At 56.6% G+C, this 16929-nt stretch carries 13 protein-coding genes and 1 tRNA gene; 6 read left to right on the top strand and 8 right to left on the bottom strand.

The genetic code is table 11. From position 1 onward, the window contains the following. Positions 1 to 20: 20 nt before the first annotated feature. Together BBKW_RS08535 and BBKW_RS08530 are read left to right on the top strand one after the other, a co-directional pair. Positions 21 to 434 carry a chorismate mutase gene (locus tag BBKW_RS08535; RefSeq protein ID WP_033501441.1) on the top strand — a complete coding sequence of 138 codons (414 nt, stop codon included), beginning with the start codon at positions 21 to 23 and terminating at the stop codon, positions 432 to 434. A 98-nt stretch (positions 435 to 532) separates the two neighbouring features. Continuing rightward, positions 533 to 2467, top strand: a complete 1935-nt coding sequence (locus BBKW_RS08530) for a hypothetical protein (RefSeq protein WP_414835666.1) — start codon at positions 533 to 535, stop codon at positions 2465 to 2467. A 321-nt stretch (positions 2468 to 2788) separates the two neighbouring features. Here BBKW_RS08530 and valS read toward each other — a convergent pair whose 3' ends face one another. The 4 genes from valS to BBKW_RS08510 form a co-directional block, all read right to left on the bottom strand. Continuing rightward, positions 2789 to 5524: a valine--tRNA ligase gene (gene valS / locus BBKW_RS08525; protein WP_033501439.1), complete on the bottom strand. Its 2736-nt coding sequence runs from the start codon at positions 5522 to 5524 to the stop codon at positions 2789 to 2791. Between the two features lie 80 nt (positions 5525 to 5604). Next, on the bottom strand, positions 5605 to 7158 hold the full coding sequence (locus BBKW_RS08520) for an ABC transporter substrate-binding protein (RefSeq protein WP_033501438.1): 1554 nt from the start codon (positions 7156 to 7158) through the stop codon (positions 5605 to 5607). Positions 7159 to 7258: 100 nt separating this feature from the next. Further along, the gene (gene nth / locus BBKW_RS08515) at positions 7259 to 7888 is read right to left on the bottom strand and encodes an endonuclease III (protein ID WP_033501437.1); all 630 of its coding nucleotides are present in this window, start codon (positions 7886 to 7888) and stop codon (positions 7259 to 7261) included. Positions 7889 to 8057: 169 nt separating this feature from the next. Further along, on the bottom strand, positions 8058 to 8819 hold the full coding sequence (locus tag BBKW_RS08510) for a winged helix-turn-helix transcriptional regulator (protein ID WP_033501436.1): 762 nt from the start codon (positions 8817 to 8819) through the stop codon (positions 8058 to 8060). 174 nt (positions 8820 to 8993) lie between these two features. Here BBKW_RS08510 and BBKW_RS08505 point away from each other — a divergent pair, with 174 nt between their 5' ends. Next, positions 8994 to 9755, top strand: a complete 762-nt coding sequence (locus BBKW_RS08505) for a hypothetical protein (protein WP_033501435.1) — start codon at positions 8994 to 8996, stop codon at positions 9753 to 9755. 140 nt (positions 9756 to 9895) lie between these two features. Here BBKW_RS08505 and BBKW_RS08500 read toward each other — a convergent pair whose 3' ends face one another. The 3 genes from BBKW_RS08500 to BBKW_RS08490 form a co-directional block, all read right to left on the bottom strand. After that, on the bottom strand, positions 9896 to 10462 hold the full coding sequence (locus tag BBKW_RS08500) for a manganese efflux pump MntP (RefSeq protein ID WP_033501434.1): 567 nt from the start codon (positions 10460 to 10462) through the stop codon (positions 9896 to 9898). A gap of 506 nt (positions 10463 to 10968) precedes the next feature. After that, entirely contained in the window at positions 10969 to 11466 is a 498-nt protein-coding gene (locus BBKW_RS08495) for an inorganic diphosphatase (protein WP_033501433.1), read from the bottom strand. A gap of 144 nt (positions 11467 to 11610) precedes the next feature. After that, entirely contained in the window at positions 11611 to 13791 is a 2181-nt protein-coding gene (locus BBKW_RS08490) for a maltotransferase domain-containing protein (RefSeq protein ID WP_048349541.1), read from the bottom strand. Between the two features lie 355 nt (positions 13792 to 14146). Between BBKW_RS08490 and BBKW_RS08485 the strand changes: the two genes are divergently transcribed. Together BBKW_RS08485 and BBKW_RS10325 are read left to right on the top strand one after the other, a co-directional pair. Then, positions 14147 to 15082, top strand: a complete 936-nt coding sequence (locus BBKW_RS08485; RefSeq protein WP_033501431.1) for a hypothetical protein — start codon at positions 14147 to 14149, stop codon at positions 15080 to 15082. Positions 15083 to 15135: 53 nt separating this feature from the next. Beyond that, entirely contained in the window at positions 15136 to 15324 is a 189-nt protein-coding gene (locus BBKW_RS10325; protein ID WP_081962279.1) for a hypothetical protein, read from the top strand. Here BBKW_RS10325 and BBKW_RS08480 read toward each other — a convergent pair. Then, a tRNA-Met gene (locus BBKW_RS08480) sits at positions 15303 to 15379 on the bottom strand. The two genes, BBKW_RS10325 and BBKW_RS08480, sit on opposite strands and share 22 nt — an antisense overlap. Positions 15380 to 15570: 191 nt before the next feature. On the opposite strand from BBKW_RS08480, the gene BBKW_RS08475 reads away from it, so the two are divergent. Next, positions 15571 to 16605 (top strand): homoserine O-succinyltransferase, encoded by a 1035-nt coding sequence (locus BBKW_RS08475; RefSeq protein ID WP_033501430.1) that lies wholly within the window; start codon positions 15571 to 15573, stop codon positions 16603 to 16605. The last annotated feature ends 324 nt before the right edge of the window (positions 16606 to 16929 follow it).

Below are 16929 nucleotides of genomic sequence, written 5' to 3'. Positions count from 1 at the left end.
TGCGCGGTAGTCTTGTATGCATGAGCGATAGCGAACACGACTGGCTTCGGCCAGAAGAAGAACACGAAACCGAAACCATCATCGATGCGAGTACCGCGCAAAGCAATCCTGAGGTCGCCGACGCCGTGGCGAAAATCGCCGCGTTGCGCCAGTCAATCGACAATGTCGATACGGCCATCGTCTCCCTGCTGGCGGAACGCTTCAAATACACGTCCCAAGTGGGCGTGCTGAAGGCGCGTGCGGGCTTTGCGCCGGCCGATCACAAGCGTGAGAACTACCAGATTGAACGTCTGCATCGCATTGCCGTCGACGCGGGTCTTGACCCTGATATCGCCGAAATGTATCGCGAATTCGTGGTGACCGAAGCCAAGCGTAGGCATAAGCGCATTGCCGAAAACGGTGGAGATCCGGGCGTGCTCGACGTATTCGCCTGACCTGTCTGTTTTCGGTGGAAAACAAGTATTTCGGGGCATGCCGGGCATTACATTGAATGCTTTGGAATGGAATTACGATTGCGATTGCGAGGTCCGGCATGCGTCACACACTCACGATTCATCCACTGGATGTCCGTCGCCATCTTTCCGCGGCTACTGCTGTGGTGCTTGTCGCTGCGATTCCGGTCGCGGCCGTCGAAGCGGCCAATGTGGCGACGTTCGTGCGGCAGAACAGGCAATATGCGGTCGAGGTGACGCAAAGTGACGTGATGAGCGCATACGAATCCATCGATAAGCCTGGCCGTCTTTTCCTGACCCAAAGCGGAACTTCTGCATCGCACGCATCACAGCGCATTCCCAAAGGCACTGTGGCAATGCCATGGAAAGTGTCCGCCACATTCACTCTTGACGGTCCCAATGTGAGCGCTTCCGAAATTTCCGGCGCTTCCGGAATGGTTGGCGTGCGCATCTCCCTGCATGCCGTTGATGCCGGCAAAACGGCCGATTTGACGCCGATCGTCGCTTTCACCATCCCCAGCCGCGTCGGCAATGACGTGACCTCTGATGACGGTGTGGTCGTTTCGTCGGACAACACTTCGACACTGGTGGCCGCAGCCGGCAAACCCGGTGAGGATCTGACATTTAACACGTATGTGACGGCGAATCGCTTCTCCATGAGCTCGCTGGCCGTCGCCGCGGTGGATGGCGATGTCGGCCAATCGCTGCCTGATCTCACCAAGCGTGCGGCGACGCTGGTAGACGGGTTGACCAACGTTGGTTCGCAGCGCAATCGCAAGCTCATTTCTCAACTGGAAAAGCTTCGGGACAACGAAAAAGCGATCGCCAAACAGACCATCTCAACGCGTTCCAAAGCGCATGAGCAGGCGTTCGACACCTATGTCGAGGCGTACGTCGGCTCGTATACCACGCATCTGTCCGGCTCACTCGGCAATTCCACGCAGCTGTCCGCCATTCTCGGCACCGCATCCGAGTTGAACGGCGACACCCCCGTAGCCAAGTCCGTGGCGGATCTTGCCAACGCCGTCAACGACGTGAGCGCCGCCTACCGACATATTGGTGCCGCTGATGCGGTCGACGAGGTGATCCGCACCATCGAACAGCGCGGCACATCCGGGCTGGTGAGAGAGCTAGGCAAACGCGCGGGTGAGGAGCAGCAGCGCGGCTCCAAGGATTACAGCGTCGGCCAGTCACAGCTGTCCTCCGCGATGATTCCGTATTCGATGGACTTCACCGACGCATACACGGCTCGACTCAAGGAACTGGGCGCCACCACCGGCACCGCATCCGAATACGAAAACCAGGCGATCGCCGACGTGCGTGCCGGCATCAAGGGCAATGAGAAGCTCAAAACCGCATCTGACAAGGTCTCCGCCGCGATGACCGCGTTGGCGGACGCTAGCGAGCACATCGGGCAGGCCAGTGCGTTCCATCAGATCATCGTGCGGTTTGCTGACCAGCTGGATCCGGATGACGAGACATCGGATTCCAACGCTGCTGACGGCTCTTCGGTGCTTGATTCGATACGCGCCGTTTCGGCTGGGCGTGCGTTGTGCGCGAAGGCCGAGAAGTCGCGTGCCAAGGCTCAGCACAAGGCGGAACGGGTGCAGGCCAAGGGCGATGCCGCCGATTCCTCCAGCTTGGTTGACGACAAGAACGCCATCAGCATGGACGATGTGATGAGCTATGCGGGTGGATTGCGTCCGTCATTCGGCGCGGCCGCGGACGCCACGTCGAAGAACGTGGCGAAGGTTGGGGGAGTGGATGGCTCCACGAAGAAGGGCGATTCCGCCGCTTCGGATGGCAGTTCCGAATCCGTCGGCTCGATGCCGATCTCGGGCTACGGTTTGGCGAAAAGCGAGTTTGCGCCAAATAATGGCGATTTGATCGACGAGACGGTTGAGTTGGCTGCCGCGGCCGAGATTTTGGACGGTGTGATGCAGTCTGGACTGTCGGCTGGCTCCGTAAAGGCGACTGGCGTCGCGCAGTATTTGCTGGCTGTCCCGATACTGTAGATTGGCTGTTTCCGCTGGTGGGTGCGATTTGTGGTTGTTTTGGCGTGGCCCCCGTTCATGAATAAGAGCGATTTGGATTGGTTTTCCCGGTTTTTTTCGGATACGGGGGTGCGTATTTCGGCTTGGAACGCCGCTTTGATGCCCTCTTTCGTGCGTTGACTGCGATTGCGCATCGGGAATGCGGCTTTTTCGAGTACGGGGGTACATATTCTGGCAGGGAATGTGATTTTCCGGTTTTTCGAATGCGGGGCAATACAAAAGGAGGCTTTACCGTCAGCCGGCAGTCCCGTGAGAACTGCCGGCCGATATGATTTCAGAAGATTACTTCTTAGGTTTCTTTGCCGGCGGCTCGCCCAGCTCGCTTTCAGCGATTGTCACGTCGGTTGCGGCCTCGTCCTCGCCTTCGGCTGCTGCTGCAGGCGAGGTGAAGGAGATCGGTCCGGTCACACGACCGGCTTCGGCGATATCGTCCAATGCGCTTTCGATGGACTTGCGTGCCTCGTCGGAAACGCCCAGCTGCACGGAAAGGATCGGAGTCTTCATCGAAACCTTGGCCTTCGACTTGATGCCACGCAGCGCTGCCAGAGCTTCACCGGCATGGGTGAGCAGCTCCGGGGAGACGGCTGCTGCGGCCGCATCGTACGTTTCAGCCTTCGGCCATGCGGCGTGGTGCACGGAGCCTTCGCCCTCATGCATCCAGCTCCACACTTCTTCGGTGGCATACGGCAGGTACGGTGCCAGCAGGCGTGCGAAGGCATCCAAGCCCAGTCCCAGTGCGGTGCGGGCGGACTTCACAGCCTTCTCGCTCGGCACGCGGCCGGTGGCGTCGGCGGTGCCGTATGCGCGGTTCTTAACCAGTTCGATGTAATCGTCGCAGAACTGCCAGAAGTAGTTCTCGATGACTTCCAAAGCCTTGGAATGCTCGTAGTTGTTGAGGCTTTCGGTGGCTTCGCGCACCACGAGGGCCATCTTGGCCATGGCTGCGCGGTCCAGCGGCTCGGTCACGTCGGCAGGGTTCCAGTTTGCGGTTGCCGGAGCGCCCACATGATGGTTCTCATCCTCACGGCCGATGGCCAGCGCGAACTTGGTGGCGTTGAGCAGCTTGATGGCCAAACGGCGGCCGATCTTCATCTGGCCTTCGTCGTAAGTGGCATCCAGGCCCAAACGTGCCGCAGCGGCCCAATAACGCACCGCGTCGGCACCGAACTGCTTGATCGGCTTGTCTGGCACGACCACGTTGCCCTTGGACTTCGACATCTTCTTGTGGTCCGGATCGAGAATCCAGCCAGACAGGGTGGCATTGGCCCACGGCAGACACTTGTTCTCAAGATGCGCGCGATCCACGGTGGAGAACAGCCAGGTACGGATGATGTCCTGACCCTGCGGGCGCAGATCCATCGGGAACGTGGCATTGAAAATCGCCTGGTTCTCTTCACCTGGTTCTTCCCAACGGGTCACGATCTGCGGGGTGAGCGACGAGGTCGCCCACGTATCCATAATGTCAGGCTCCGCAGTGAAGCCGCCAGGCACATCGCGCTGGTCTTCGCTATAGCCTTCCGGCACATCATCGGTCGGATCGATCGGCAGACGATCTTCGCTCGGCACGATCGGATGATCGTAATCGGCGGTGCCATCTTCATTCACCGGATACCACAGCGGGAACGGCACGCCGAAGAAGCGTTGACGGGAGATCAGCCAATCGCCATTCAGACCGTTCACCCAATTTTCGTAACGCACGCGCATGAAATCGGGGTGGAAGTTCAGTTCGCGTCCGCGTTCGATCAGCTCGGCGTTCAGCTGCTGATCGGTGCCGCCGTTCTTGAGATACCACTGGCGGGAAGTGACGATTTCGAGCGGCTTGTCGCCCTTCTCATAGAAGTTCGTCATACGCTTGGTCGGAGTCGGCTCACCGTCAAGATCACCGGATTCGCGCAGTGCGTCGACGATGACCTTGCGTGCGGAGAACGTCGTCTTGCCGGCGGTCTCCTGGAAGACACGCTTGCCTTCCTCGTCTTCGATCCAATCCGGGGTGTCCATGACGATGCGTCCGTTGCGCTGGATGATGGAACGCAACGGCAGGTTCAGGTCGCGCCACCATTCGACGTCGGTCACGTCGCCGAACGTACAGCACATGGCGATGCCGGCGCCCTTGTCCATTTCCGCAGCCTTGTGCGCCAGAATCGGCACCTTCACATGGAACAGCGGGGAGTAGACGTACTGGCCGAAATACTGCTTGTAACGCTCGTCGTCCGGATGCGCGATCAGTGCGCCGCAGGCCGCCAGCAGTTCCGGACGAGTGGTTTCGATGTAGATCGGAGTGCCGTCTTCGAGACGGAAGGCCACCTTGTGGTAGAAGCCTGGGTATTCGCGGGATTCCAGTTCGGCCTGAGCCACTGCGGTCTGGAAGGTCACGTCCCACAGGCCCGGAGCATCTTTCTGGTACGCTTCACCGCGGGCCAGATTGCGCAGGAATGCCTTCTGCGCCACGCGTTGCGGGTGCTCGCCGATGGTGTGGTAGGTCTGCGTCCAGTCAATGGACAGGCCGAGGGAACGCCACAGCGCCTCGAACTGCTTCTCATCCTGAGCGGTGAGCTTTTCGCACAGTTCGATGAAGTTCTTACGGGAGATCGGAACCTGATCCTTGGCGTCGATCTTCTTGCCATCGGTGCCTTCGAACGGCGGCACGAAATTCGGGTCGTACTTGAGGGAGGTGTCCACGCGCACGCCGTAATAGTTCTGCACACGGCGTTCGGTCGGCAGGCCGTTGTCGTCCCAGCCCATCGGGTAGAACACGTCGTAGCCGTTCATGCGCTTGAATCGCGCGATCACATCGGTATGCGTGTACGAGAACACATGGCCCACGTGCAGGTGGCCGGAAACGGTGGGTGGCGGGGTGTCAATGGAATAGACGGCCTTGCGGTCGCGGGTGCCCTGGAACTTGTAGACTTCGTTTTCGTCCCAGACTCCGCGCCACTTGTCTTCGAGACCGTCCACGCCGACCTTGTCGGGCAGCGGCGTGAGGTTCGCGTTGATGGTATTATCTTGGCTTTCAGTCATAAACGCTAGTCTAGAAAGCGAATGTGACAACTTACGGAACTGCAACCGAATGCCGAAATCGCGAAATAATCGCAGGAAAATCAGTGCAGTTTTATTCTGCTTAATGGAAGCAGTCGGTCGGTCAGATTTTTCGGATATCCCTGTAATTGGTCGCTTACCGCAATGAAATTCTTACGCGTGTACAGCCAGTCGCTTGCCGCGTTCTCGCTGACGGTGCGTGCATACGTGCGCATGCGATCCTGATAATCGCTGTCGTTGGTGGCCGCCATCGCATATGCATATGCTTGCTGCGCATCGCCATTTTCGAAATGGAACATGCTTTGGCCGTCGGTGAATACGCTCGCATCGTTTTCGCCGCTCATAGTGGTGAGCGCGATATTGTACGTGCCGGCGTTCATGCGTTCCGTGATTTGTGCCGCGGAATCAAGCACTTCCAGATTGACGCCGATATTGAGCTGTTCGATCGCCGATTTCACGGTATTGCCGATCTGCTCGTATTTCTTGGGTACCAACAGATCGATATCGGCGATATAGGAGGCGCCGAAATAGCTGCGCATCTGCTGACCTTGTTCAAGATTGTATGGGAACAGTTCGCTCAAGTCCTCATAGCCGTCTTCCAGCGGGCTGATCGGACCGCCGAGCGGCGAATAGGCGTCCGGAGCGTCTTTGGCGATGAATTGGGCGTCGATGGCGTAGCGCGTCATTTTACGGATCTGCTCGTCGGAGAATGGGCTTTCGGCACCGTTGTTGAAGGCGAGCATCACTTTGTCGAAGCTGATGCCGTTGTCGGAATTGATGCCGCTTTGCTGGTTGAGCTCGTCCGCCGCCGATGCGCTCAACGGCAATGCCATGCTGATTTTCTTGGCTTCCATGGCGCTGACCAGGGAATCTTCAGAAGAGTAGTAATACAGGATTACCTGCGATGCTGCGGCTTTGGTGCCCCAATACGAGTCATTGCGTTGCAGCACGATCTGCGATTTCGACGTGCTCGCCACGGTGAACGGGCCCGATCCCACGGCCTTTTTACTGTAATTCGCCTTGCTTTCTTCCTCGTCGTAGACGATGCCGGCACGCCCGCTGAGCGCGCGCAAAAGCCTTGGATTTGGCTGATTAAGCGCGATGACTACTGTGTTTCCGTCAGGATTGGTGATTTCCTTGAGATTGCCGAGCTGGTCGGCACCCACGTAATTATTGTTGATGACGTTTTGCAACGACCAGACTACGTCCGACGAGTCGAGTTTATGCCCGTTGGCGAAGGTCATGTTGGTGTTGAGCGTGAACGTGTAGGTCAGTCCGTCGTCGGAAATCCGCCATGATTTGGCGATTGACGGCTGCAGTTTGTTGGTTTCGCTGCGTGATACCAAGGTCTCGTACACGTTTTCGAGCAGCGCCTGCTCTATTGCAGTGCCCTGTTCGCTGCGGATGTCAGGCGATTCCGGCGCGCTGCCCTGAATACCGATGGCCACGGAGGAGTCGGAAACGAGCGTGGTGAAGGAGGCGATCGGATTTTTGCGGTTCGTCAGCGACCATCCCAGCCAGGTCATGACGCTGAGCATGATGGCGACGCCGAAAAAGACCAGCCACCGCGTGATTTCGGCTTTTAGCTTGGTTTCCCGCCCGTTTTCTTCTTCCATGTTGCCGAGTCTAGTTGACACGTGCTACAGCGGGTGCTGCATCTACGGGGTGATTGTTCCAGTGGGTGGGAGAACCCCCGTTGGAAGGTCCGATACGGAACTACGCTGCGAATGCGCTGGGGCAGGTGTCGTTAAGCGGGCAGTTCAGGCAGTCCGGCTTGCGAGCATGGCATATGGCACGACCGTGCAGTATCAGCCTGTGAGACAGATCAGTCCACTCCTCGGGTGGGAAGCATGCGGTGATCTCGCGTTCAATGGCCTTGGGGTCAGGAGATCCACTCGCCCAATCCGAACGCCAGCGCAGTCGACCGGTCACACGAATCACATGAGTGTCAACAGGAAAACCCGGCACGCCAAAAGCGTTCCCAAGTACTACATTCGCGGTTTTGCGTCCCACGCCTGGCAGACTTGTCAAAGAGTCCATATTTTGCGGCACTTTGCCATCGAACCGTTCGCACAATGCGTAAGAAAGTCCGATGATGTTCTTTGCTTTCGTATGATGAAATCCGATGGAATGAATGATGCTTTCCACACGTTCGGGATTGGCGCTCGCAAGTGCGTCTGGTCCCGGATATTCGTCGAATAATTCCGGTGTGACCATATTCACCCGCTTGTCGGTGGTTTGTGCGCTCAGTACGGTCGCCACCAGCAATTCAAAAGGATTCGAAAAATTCAGCGCGCACTTCGGATGTGGAATCTCCTCGCACAATACTGCGTATTCCTGATGCATGCGTGACAGTCGCGCTTGTTTCGATTCCTTGGGCACACTACCAGTCTACCGTCGTATGAATAGTGCAACTGCTCGCACGAAAGTGAAATAGCCGACAGTCAAATCGCAGACAATTGCAACAATCGCAAGTATTGCAAATCGTCTGACAAGCAAGCGGATAGTAAGAAAATCAGCTTTCGTCCGAAGCGTTACGGGCTGCAGCATCCTTGGCTGCAGCTTCGCTCTCTTCCTCTTCGGGAGGGTCGAAACGATAGCCAACATTGCGCACAGTGCCGATCACATGCTCGTATTCGCCGCCCAACTTGGCGCGAAGGCGACGGATATGCACGTCAACTGTACGGGTGCCGCCGTAATAGTCGTAGCCCCACACCTCCTGCAGCAGCTGCGCGCGGGTGAACACGCGCCCCGGATGCTGTACGAGATACTTGAGGAGCTCGAACTCCTTGTATGCCAAATCGATCGGGTGCCCGTGCAGGCTTGCCGTGTAGCCGTTGGTGTCCACTACCAAGTCTCCGGAGTGGATCATGCCGTCTTCGTTCTGCACGCCCGAGTCACCGGAACCATACATTGCGTTGATCGGCGAGTTGCCGCGCTCCGACACCAGGCGAAGACGTCCCTCAACCTCGGCCGGAGAGGCGGACGCCACTACCACGTCGGCGATGCCCCACTGCGAATTGACCACGGTGAACCCGCCTTCGGTGAGGATGAGCACGATTGGCGTGGAAAGTCCAGAGGCGTGAATCAGGCGGCACAGCGTTTTCGCCGTAGCCAGGTCGTCTCGCGCGTCAAGGAAAAGAATGGTGCTTTCCGGCATTTTCACCAGACTTGCCGCATCCATCGGCAGCACGCGCACGCGGTGGGAAAGCAGCGCCAGAGAAGGAAGCACGGTAGCTGGGTCGCTAGCGAACGTCATAAGCGTCAGATCCGTCACGTTAGCTCCCTTTATCTCTTGTGCTGGTTTTGTATCGTTGCCGCGATTGTACTCTTGTTGTGTGTTATCGGCGTTTCGTTAATTTTATCTGAACTATGTGGACACTTGCGGCTACATTTAATGGTATTGCATACGTAATGACCACATTATGGAAAATCATGAAAAGGGGACGAAATGACCGCCTCTGAAAAAGCTGCCGTCAAGTCGGCTCAGAAAGCCTCGTTCGGTAAGGTGCTTGCCGTCCAAATCGCCGCATATGTGGTGCTGGTTGTGCTTGCGCTGATTCCTGGCATTTCCTATGGGAATACGGAAGAGCCTGCAATCGTGTCGTTCACTGTTGCGGCTTCCGTGGCGATGATTGCGCTGCTTGCCGTGTTCAACCCGTTCCGCGATGGTGTTGTGGGTCATGTGATTTCCGTGGTTGCGGGCTTGCTTTCCGTGGTATGTGCCACGACGGTGATGCTTGGACGTGCGATTTTCCCCGCTGGTTTGGGCAACGAAGACACGTTTTGGATGCAGGAAGGCTGGATTGCCGGTGTTGGCGGTCTGCTGATCCTGCTGATCGTGGTTTCGTTCGGGCGTCAAATGGCGCGTGAGAACCGTACGCATCTGATTCGTTCGCTGTCGCACAATGTTGTGGAAGGCGTTGCCATGATTGGCAGCGCGGGCTGGTGTTTCTTGTCAACGTTGCTGCCGATTCGTTCCGGCGAAAACGCGGCTTCCACCGAGTTTGCCGTGAGCCCGGCGTGGATTGTCTCCGTGATCGTGTCGCTGTTGCTGATCGTTGCGCTCGATGTGTGCTCGTATTGGTGGAATCGTAATGCCGATCCCGATCCACAATCCAAGAATCCGTGGATTGGCATCGCGCTGCTGCCGGTTATGATTTCCGGAATTGTGGTCGGCCTTGCATCGTATGCGAACGTCATACTTTGGTAATGCGATTCTTTCAATCGTGGGAAAGCAATCATAAGAAAATAATCGTTTTTACAATAATCGTAATGCAAAAGTCCGTAATCATGTGCGATCACGGGCTTTTGCTGTAGTTTGTATATCCGTTTTTATCTGACTTGCGATTGTTATGCGAGGAATCCGAGATGTTCCAGCAGTACTTTCACACCGATCAGAATAAGCACGATGCCACCCGCGATCTGTGCGGGCTTCTGCCAGTGCGAGCCGAATGCGCGGCCGATATACAGGCCGGCTGCGGAGAACAGTCCGGTGGTGATGCCGATGATGATCACTGAAATCCAAATGTTCAGCGACATGAATGCGAAGCTGACGCCAACGGCGAATGCGTCGATGCTGCAGGCCACGGCGAGCGGAAGCATGTGTTTCCAATCGAAATCAGCGGTTTCCTTGGCGTTTTCCTCATCCTCTTCGAATGCTTCACGCACCATGTTGCCGCCGATGAGGGCGAGCAGACCGAAAATGATCCAATGGTCAACGGCGGTCACGTATTTGCTGAACGTGGACGCGGCGAAATATCCGAGCAGCGGGAAAAGCGCCTGGAATCCGCCGAACCAGAGGGCGGTTTTGAACGCGTCGAGGCCGCGCAGTTTTTTGATGGTGAGGCCTTTGCCGATGGAAACGGCGAACGTGTCCATAGATACGGAAATGGCTATGAGTAGTATTTGAATCAACATAACTGGTATATGGGTTCATCCCGCCGGTTTTCCACGGGATGGGCCTCGACGGAGTCTCACGTCCGCCTACGCCTAGAGGGGTACCGACATAGAACTGCCGCGCCAGCCAGCGGGCTTTGAATTCTGCGAATACTGTTCGCATGCCGTGAATTACGTGTTCCACTATAGCGGTCCCAGCGAATATGCGTATGTGATATGAGTGTATCCCGCTTGCGGGCTATTTCTTCCACTCGCTGGAGGAATCCGGACACTTGGAGGGTATGGTTTTATCCGTTTTCTTCCAGTATCTGGAGGTTTTGGGACGTTGAGATGGCTTTTGCTGGGGTGATTGTTCCAGTGGGTGGAGGTTTTTGCCCGCTGAGGGGCTGGTTTGTGGGGTGATTCTTCCAGTGGGTGGGAAAATCCGGACGTTGAAAGGTATGCAAAAACAAGAAGCCCGTTGACGTGCGTGAATGCGTACATCAACGGGCTTCTTATGTAAAGTCGTTACCTAGAAAGGGGCGAAATCACTCAGCTTCGGATTCAGCGAGGCGCTTGCGAGCGGCCACGATTTCAGCTTCAGCCTTCTCGGCACCGGTCCAATAATCGCCCGGCAGCACTTCCTTGCCCGGCTCCAGAGCCTTGTACTGCTCGAAGAAGTGCTTGATTTCAGCCTTGTGGTACTCGGAAACGTCTTCGACATCCTTGATGTCGTCGAAACGCACGTCAGCCGGCACGCACAGCACCTTGTCATCTCCGCCAGCCTCGTCGACCATGTGGTACAGGCCAACGGCGCGGCATTCCACCACGCAGCCCGGGAACACGGAGTTCGGAATCATGACGAGTGCGTCGAGCGGATCGCCATCCTCGCCCAGAGTGCCGTCGATGTAGCCGTAGTCATCCGGGTAACCCATGGAAGTGAACAGGGTGCGGTCCAGGAACACGCGGCCGGTCTCGTGATCCACTTCGTACTTGTTCTTGGAGCCGCGCGGAATTTCCACCACGACGTTGAAGGTTTCTGCCATGTCATTTCTCCTTGAGATTGGGCAGTTTACATTGCCAGTAACCACAATACCGCTTTCCACCGAAGTGGAACCGGTATTGTGGCATGAATCGAAACGAATTTCTAGTCGAGCTGACCGAGATTAATCAGATCGATTGAGACTCAATCAGTCTTCGACAACGGTGAGCACGTGTGCCACGTCGGCCCATGGGGCGAGCGAAACGTAGTTGTCGTAACCCCATTCGAAGTCGTGGCCGGTCAGCTCGTCATGCACCTTGAGCGGCTTGTCGGTGGCGAAACCGAAGTCGCCAAGCTCCACATGCACGATGGACTGGTGCGCGTTGTGGCCGTCAAGGTTCACGATCACAATCACCGTGTCTGCCTTGCCGGTGCCGGTCAGCTCGGCCGGGGTCTGGCGCAGGAATGCGATCACGCCCGCATCGTCGCTCGGCAGAATGTGCAGATTGTGGTAGCTGCGGCATGCCGGGTGAGTGTCACGAATCTTGTTGAGCGAGGTCAGCAGTTCGGCGATACCGTACTTTTCGGTGCTGTCCCAGTCGCGCACCTTGACTTCGTACTTCTCATTGTCAATCTGCTCTTCGAAGCCCGGACGCTGCTTGTTTTCGATAAGCTCGTAGCCGTTGTAAATACCCCAGCTCGGGCTGCCCATAGCGGCGAGCACCGCACGCACTGCGTGACCGGCGATGCCGTTGTCGCGCACGTAGGCGGTGAGAATATCCGGAGTGGTGGGCCAGAACGTGTTGTGCTGGTAGAAGCCGCCATCGCCGTTGGTCTCTTCGAAGTACTCTTCGAGCTCTTCCTTGGTGTTACGCCATGGGAAGTAGCAGTGCGACTGCGTGAAGCCCGCATAGCTCAGCGCGCGCATCATGCCCGGACGGGTGAACGCCTCGGCGAGGAACAGCACTTCCGGGTGCTTCTTCGTGACGGCGGCGATCACATCCTGCCAGAAACGCACCGGCTTGGTGTGAGGGTTGTCAACGCGGAAGATCGTCACACCCGCCTTGACCCACAGGTCCATAATGCGTTCGACTTCTTTTTCGATGCCTTCCATGTCGGCATTGAAATCGATCGGGTAAATATCCTGATACTTCTTCGGCGGATTCTCGGCGAATGCGATGGTGCCGTCCGGCTTGGTGCGGAACCAGTTCGGATGCGCCTTAACCCACGGGTGGTCAGGAGAGCACTGCAGAGCGAAATCAAGCGCGATTTCCAAGCCCAGCTCGTGGGCACGCTCGCAGAATGCCTTGAAATCGTCCATGGTGCCAAGCTGCGGGTCAACGGTGTCGTGGCCACCCAGTTCGGAACCGATGCCGAACGGAGAGCCCGGATCGTTCGGGCCGGCTACCAGGGAATTGTTGCGTCCCTTGCGGTTGGTTACGCCAATCGGGAAGATCGGCGGCAAATACACAATGTTGAAGCCTTCGGCTGCGGCACGTTCCAAGCCGGCGATTGATGTCTTGAGGTTGCCGGGAACGATCTTGCCGTCTTCGCCGTAGTAGGCACCTTCGGAACGCGGGAAGAACTGATACCAGGAAGCGAAGCTGGACTTCGGGCGTTCCACGCGGAAACGCTGCGGATTCGACTCGGACAGGCCGTCGCGCAGCGGGTTGGTTTCGTGCAGCTGCTCGATGTCGCTGCTCTGGGCTGCGGCGAGACGCTCTTCGGCGCTCAGCGACTTGTCTCCCATGGTCTTGGAGGCGTCGCGCAGCACCTTCTTGTCGGCTGCGGAAAGCTTGGAATCCTTCGCATCGGCCCAACGCGCGAGCAGTCGTGCGCCGGATTCCAGCGCATTCTCCACGTCGTCATTCACTTCAACCTTGATGATGGCGTCGTGCAGCCAGGACTGGTAGGTGTCTTCCCAGCCTTCAACCACGATCTGCCATTCACCCAGCTTGCGCTTGACGGTGGCATAGTCGGCATCCCACGGCTTCAGATCGCTGTGCTCGCCGATCTTGACCATGGCTTCCCAGCGATCAAGACCCGGATTGGTGCAGGTCATGGCGAAACGTTCAACCTCGCGGCCGCGTGCGCTGCGTACGGACACGGTCGCTCCGGCCTTGGTGCGGCCTTCGATGAACACTTGTGCGGTGACATTGAATGCTTCGCCGAGCTCCACGCGTGCTGGGAACAGGCCGTTCTCAACGTTCGGGGTGATGTCGAGCACGTTCACGCGGCCGAACTGTTCGGGGCTGGTGCGTTCGATGACGGGGGCTGGGGCTTCGCCTACGACTTGTGGTGAGGCGGTCTTCGCCTTGGCGGTGCGCTTGCGAGCGGTGGATGCCGTAGGTTTTTTGGCGGCAGTGCGCTTGTTAGGCGTCTGAGACATTGATGACTCCGCCTTAGCGGTCGTCTTCTTGAGGGTTGATTGCTTGGTTGTGGTGCGCGGTTCCGCGCTGTTATCTTCTTCTGCCATAACGCCGATTATAGATGAGGAAAGGTGGATTTGGTGAACTATCTTCTGATCAGCGATTTTCCGCCCTTTGTGGATAACTTCTTGACTTAAGTTTGGCAAAACGTTTTTTGTGGATAAGTCGCGGTTTTCAACAGGCAAAGTTATCCACAGAATGCCGAAAAAATACGTCCTCCGACCACAACCCCTGAAAAAGGCCATGTGGTAATCGCAAGTATGTAAGTCTGTTGAATCACGGCAACAACGACGTGCATATCGAAAGGACGATGCAATGAATGTTATGAAGCGACGTATGCTTGCGATTCTGGCCGCGGTATTGGTGGCCTGCGCCATAATCGTAGCGATGACATGCCCGGCAGCGCTGGCCGCCGAACAGCTGCTACGTGCGAACGGCAAGCATCACAACTATTTTCTTGATGGAAAACCGTATGTGATCGGGGTGAACGCGGAATCGAGATCGGGCAAATTCTATTATTGCCGGCAAATCGAACGCATGACCGACTATAAGGTGACTGAAACCACCACCGTGGAAAATACGGAAGCGGCGCGGCGCCTTGCATGGCTGCTGTCCGAATATCAACATGACGGGGAACCGGTGCTCACGTATGCGGCGATCGGCGTGCTGGTGCACCGCAACTATGACGACCAAAAGGTGTGGGCCAGGCATGAGCAATACCTCTTCTCGGTGATGGACGAGCTGGAGAGCAAGGTCAACGAGCTTTGGGAGGAGGCTGCGAACAAGTTGCCGGTTTCTTCGAGGGTGACGCGTGATGATCGGCAGGGATTGCGGTCCGGAAGCCTGTTCGTGCAGTTGCTGGATGCGAGTGGACAGCCTGTCGAGGGCGTATTCACGGCGACGATCGAAGGTCCGGCCGTGTTCGACGAAGATGACGAGCCCACGGCAGTCGGCTGGGCCGAACTGGAGGGAACCACCGTGTATTGGCATGCAACGGGCGCCGGCGAGGTCAATATCAAGGTCGGATACCAGTCCGTGGGATTGGATGAGGCCGTCACCGCGCAGAAAATGATGGTGCTGAACGATGTGGTGGAACGTGAGGATAGCCTGTTGACGTTCAATGTCGATAACCTTTATGCCCCTGAGCAGGAAATGCCTCAGACAGGAAGTTCGATGGGGCTGGTGTTGGGTTTGGCAGCTGCCGTGATGTGCTGCGGGGCGTTCATGCTATATGCCGTTCGTCGACGATGATAGGTGGCGATGATGCTGCTTCATGGAGGCGAGTTTGCGGAACTTGGCTGAATATGCTGAAGGAAGCCAGCGAAAAGAACGTGGCGAAATTCGAAACCTGTGAACAGTCCGACCAGCTGCCATGTCCAGATTTTGCCTGGATTCTGTTAAGTAATCGGCTTGGCCAAGATTCGGTAGGAAAACAAAAAAGTCAGGAACCACTATGGTTCCTGACTTTCATTGGTAGCGGGGCATGGATTTGAACCATGGACCTCTGGGTTATGAGCCCAGCGAGCTACCGAGCTGCTCCACCCCGCGTCGGCTTGTCTTCAAGACAGCTCTATTAACTTTACGATTACTTTCAAATATGTCAAATCGGCGTGTCGTACTCGTTCGACCGTGTGAAATAGCGTCACAAATAGCGCGTTATCCATTTTTCCTATACCTGTTTCGACCGATCGCCGGCGCAGGGGAGTGCGCCATATCCGACTCCGCACCATAATAGAAGCATGCCTATCAAGATTCCCAGCGGCCTTCCGGCCAGAGACATTCTCGACTCCGAGCGCATTTTCGCGCTAGAAAAGCCCGAAGCGGAGCGTCAGCGTGTGCGCCCGCTCAAGCTGGTGATCCTGAATCTCATGCCGAAGAAGGTTGAAACGGAAACACAGCTGCTCCGCCTGATCTCGAAGAGTCCTCTGCAGGTGGAGATCGATTTCATGAAGACCTCCACGCATGAGGGTACGCATGTGAGCGCCGACCATTTAGTAAAGTTTTATGAAAACCTCGACGCGTTCCAAGACAATTATTACGACGGCTTCGTGGTGACGGGTGCTCCCGTCGAGCATCTTGATTTCGAGCAGGTCGATTATTGGGATGAGTTCAAGAAGATTCTCGACTGGGCTTCCACGCATGTGTTCTCCACCATGTATTTGTGCTGGGGTGCGATGGGTGCGCTCAATTACCGCTATAACGTGCGTAAAGAGAATCTTCCGGAGAAGATTTTCGGTGTGTTTCCACAGTATTTGCAGGATGAATACTGCTTCCTGACGAACGGTTTCGACGAGATCTGCCTGCAGCCGCATTCTCGCCTTGCGGGGGTGAACGAAGGTGATGTCGCCCGCAATCCCGAATTGCAGGTGCTTACGTGGGGTCCAAAATCCGGTCCTGGTCTGATCGCCACCCGCGATTTTTCGGAGGTGTTCGCGCTTGGCCATTGGGAGTACGGCAAGTACACCTTGGCTGAGGAGTATGAGCGCGATATGAAGAAGGGAATGACGAACGTGCCGTTCCCCGAAAACTACTTCCCGCATGACGATTCGCAGCTTGAACCGGTGTTCGCGTGGCGCGCCCACGCGAATCTGTTGTGGCGTAATTGGCTGAATTGGGTGTATCAGACCACGCCATACGATTTGAGCGAGGTTCCGCAGCTTCGTGCGCAGAAGCGTCTTGGCACGGATCGTTCGATTCGCCATCAGCCGGGTTCGCCGCGTGTCGATGCGTTCGCGCCGTTCGTGCGCGACGGCTACGGCGTGATCCACGACTGAATCCAAGGTCCCTTCCGTAGTATTGCGGAAGCCATCGATGCGTTGAATATGTGATAATTCGCGTGACGCGAATCGCGTGATTGTGTGCATCTTTTTGTTTGTATCAATCGCATTCGTCTGCGATTTATCGGTGTTGAGCTGAATCAGTTTTTAAAGATTTTCTGACACTCGATAGACATAGTGAAACGTTTTACCGACAACATGCGGTATGCTGGATAACGTCGACTACCCGACGAATCACAGAGCCGTGTCTAGTTAGTCCAGCTTGAAGCGAAACGCCGGAAAAACCAAATGGCCGTAAGGAAAACCCCAAGTGTGTGGACG

This window comes from Bifidobacterium catenulatum subsp. kashiwanohense JCM 15439 = DSM 21854 (assembly GCF_001042615.1).
GTDB lineage: Bacteria > Actinomycetota > Actinomycetes > Actinomycetales > Bifidobacteriaceae > Bifidobacterium > Bifidobacterium catenulatum.
This window is presented reverse-complemented; position numbering and strand designations above follow the sequence as displayed.

Bases quoted from the DNA above. Each gene is read 5' to 3' on its own strand.
- BBKW_RS08535 (WP_033501441.1), top strand. From the start codon at position 21: ATGAGCGATAGCGAACACGACTGGCTTCGGCCAGAAGAAGAACACGAA.
- BBKW_RS08530 (WP_414835666.1), top strand. From the start codon at position 533: ATGCGTCACACACTCACGATTCATCCACTGGATGTCCGTCGCCATCTT.
- valS (WP_033501439.1), bottom strand. From the start codon at position 5,524: ATGACTGAAAGCCAAGATAATACCATCAACGCGAACCTCACGCCGCTG.
- BBKW_RS08520 (WP_033501438.1), bottom strand. From the start codon at position 7,158: ATGGAAGAAGAAAACGGGCGGGAAACCAAGCTAAAAGCCGAAATCACG.
- nth (WP_033501437.1), bottom strand. From the start codon at position 7,888: ATGCATCAGGAATACGCAGTATTGTGCGAGGAGATTCCACATCCGAAG.
- BBKW_RS08505 (WP_033501435.1), top strand. From the start codon at position 8,994: ATGACCGCCTCTGAAAAAGCTGCCGTCAAGTCGGCTCAGAAAGCCTCG.
- BBKW_RS08500 (WP_033501434.1), bottom strand. From the start codon at position 10,462: ATGTTGATTCAAATACTACTCATAGCCATTTCCGTATCTATGGACACG.
- BBKW_RS08495 (WP_033501433.1), bottom strand. From the start codon at position 11,466: ATGGCAGAAACCTTCAACGTCGTGGTGGAAATTCCGCGCGGCTCCAAG.
- BBKW_RS08490 (WP_048349541.1), bottom strand. From the start codon at position 13,791: ATGTCTCAGACGCCTAACAAGCGCACTGCCGCCAAAAAACCTACGGCA.
- BBKW_RS08485 (WP_033501431.1), top strand. From the start codon at position 14,147: ATGAATGTTATGAAGCGACGTATGCTTGCGATTCTGGCCGCGGTATTG.
- BBKW_RS10325 (WP_081962279.1), top strand. From the start codon at position 15,136: ATGCTGAAGGAAGCCAGCGAAAAGAACGTGGCGAAATTCGAAACCTGT.
- BBKW_RS08475 (WP_033501430.1), top strand. From the start codon at position 15,571: ATGCCTATCAAGATTCCCAGCGGCCTTCCGGCCAGAGACATTCTCGAC.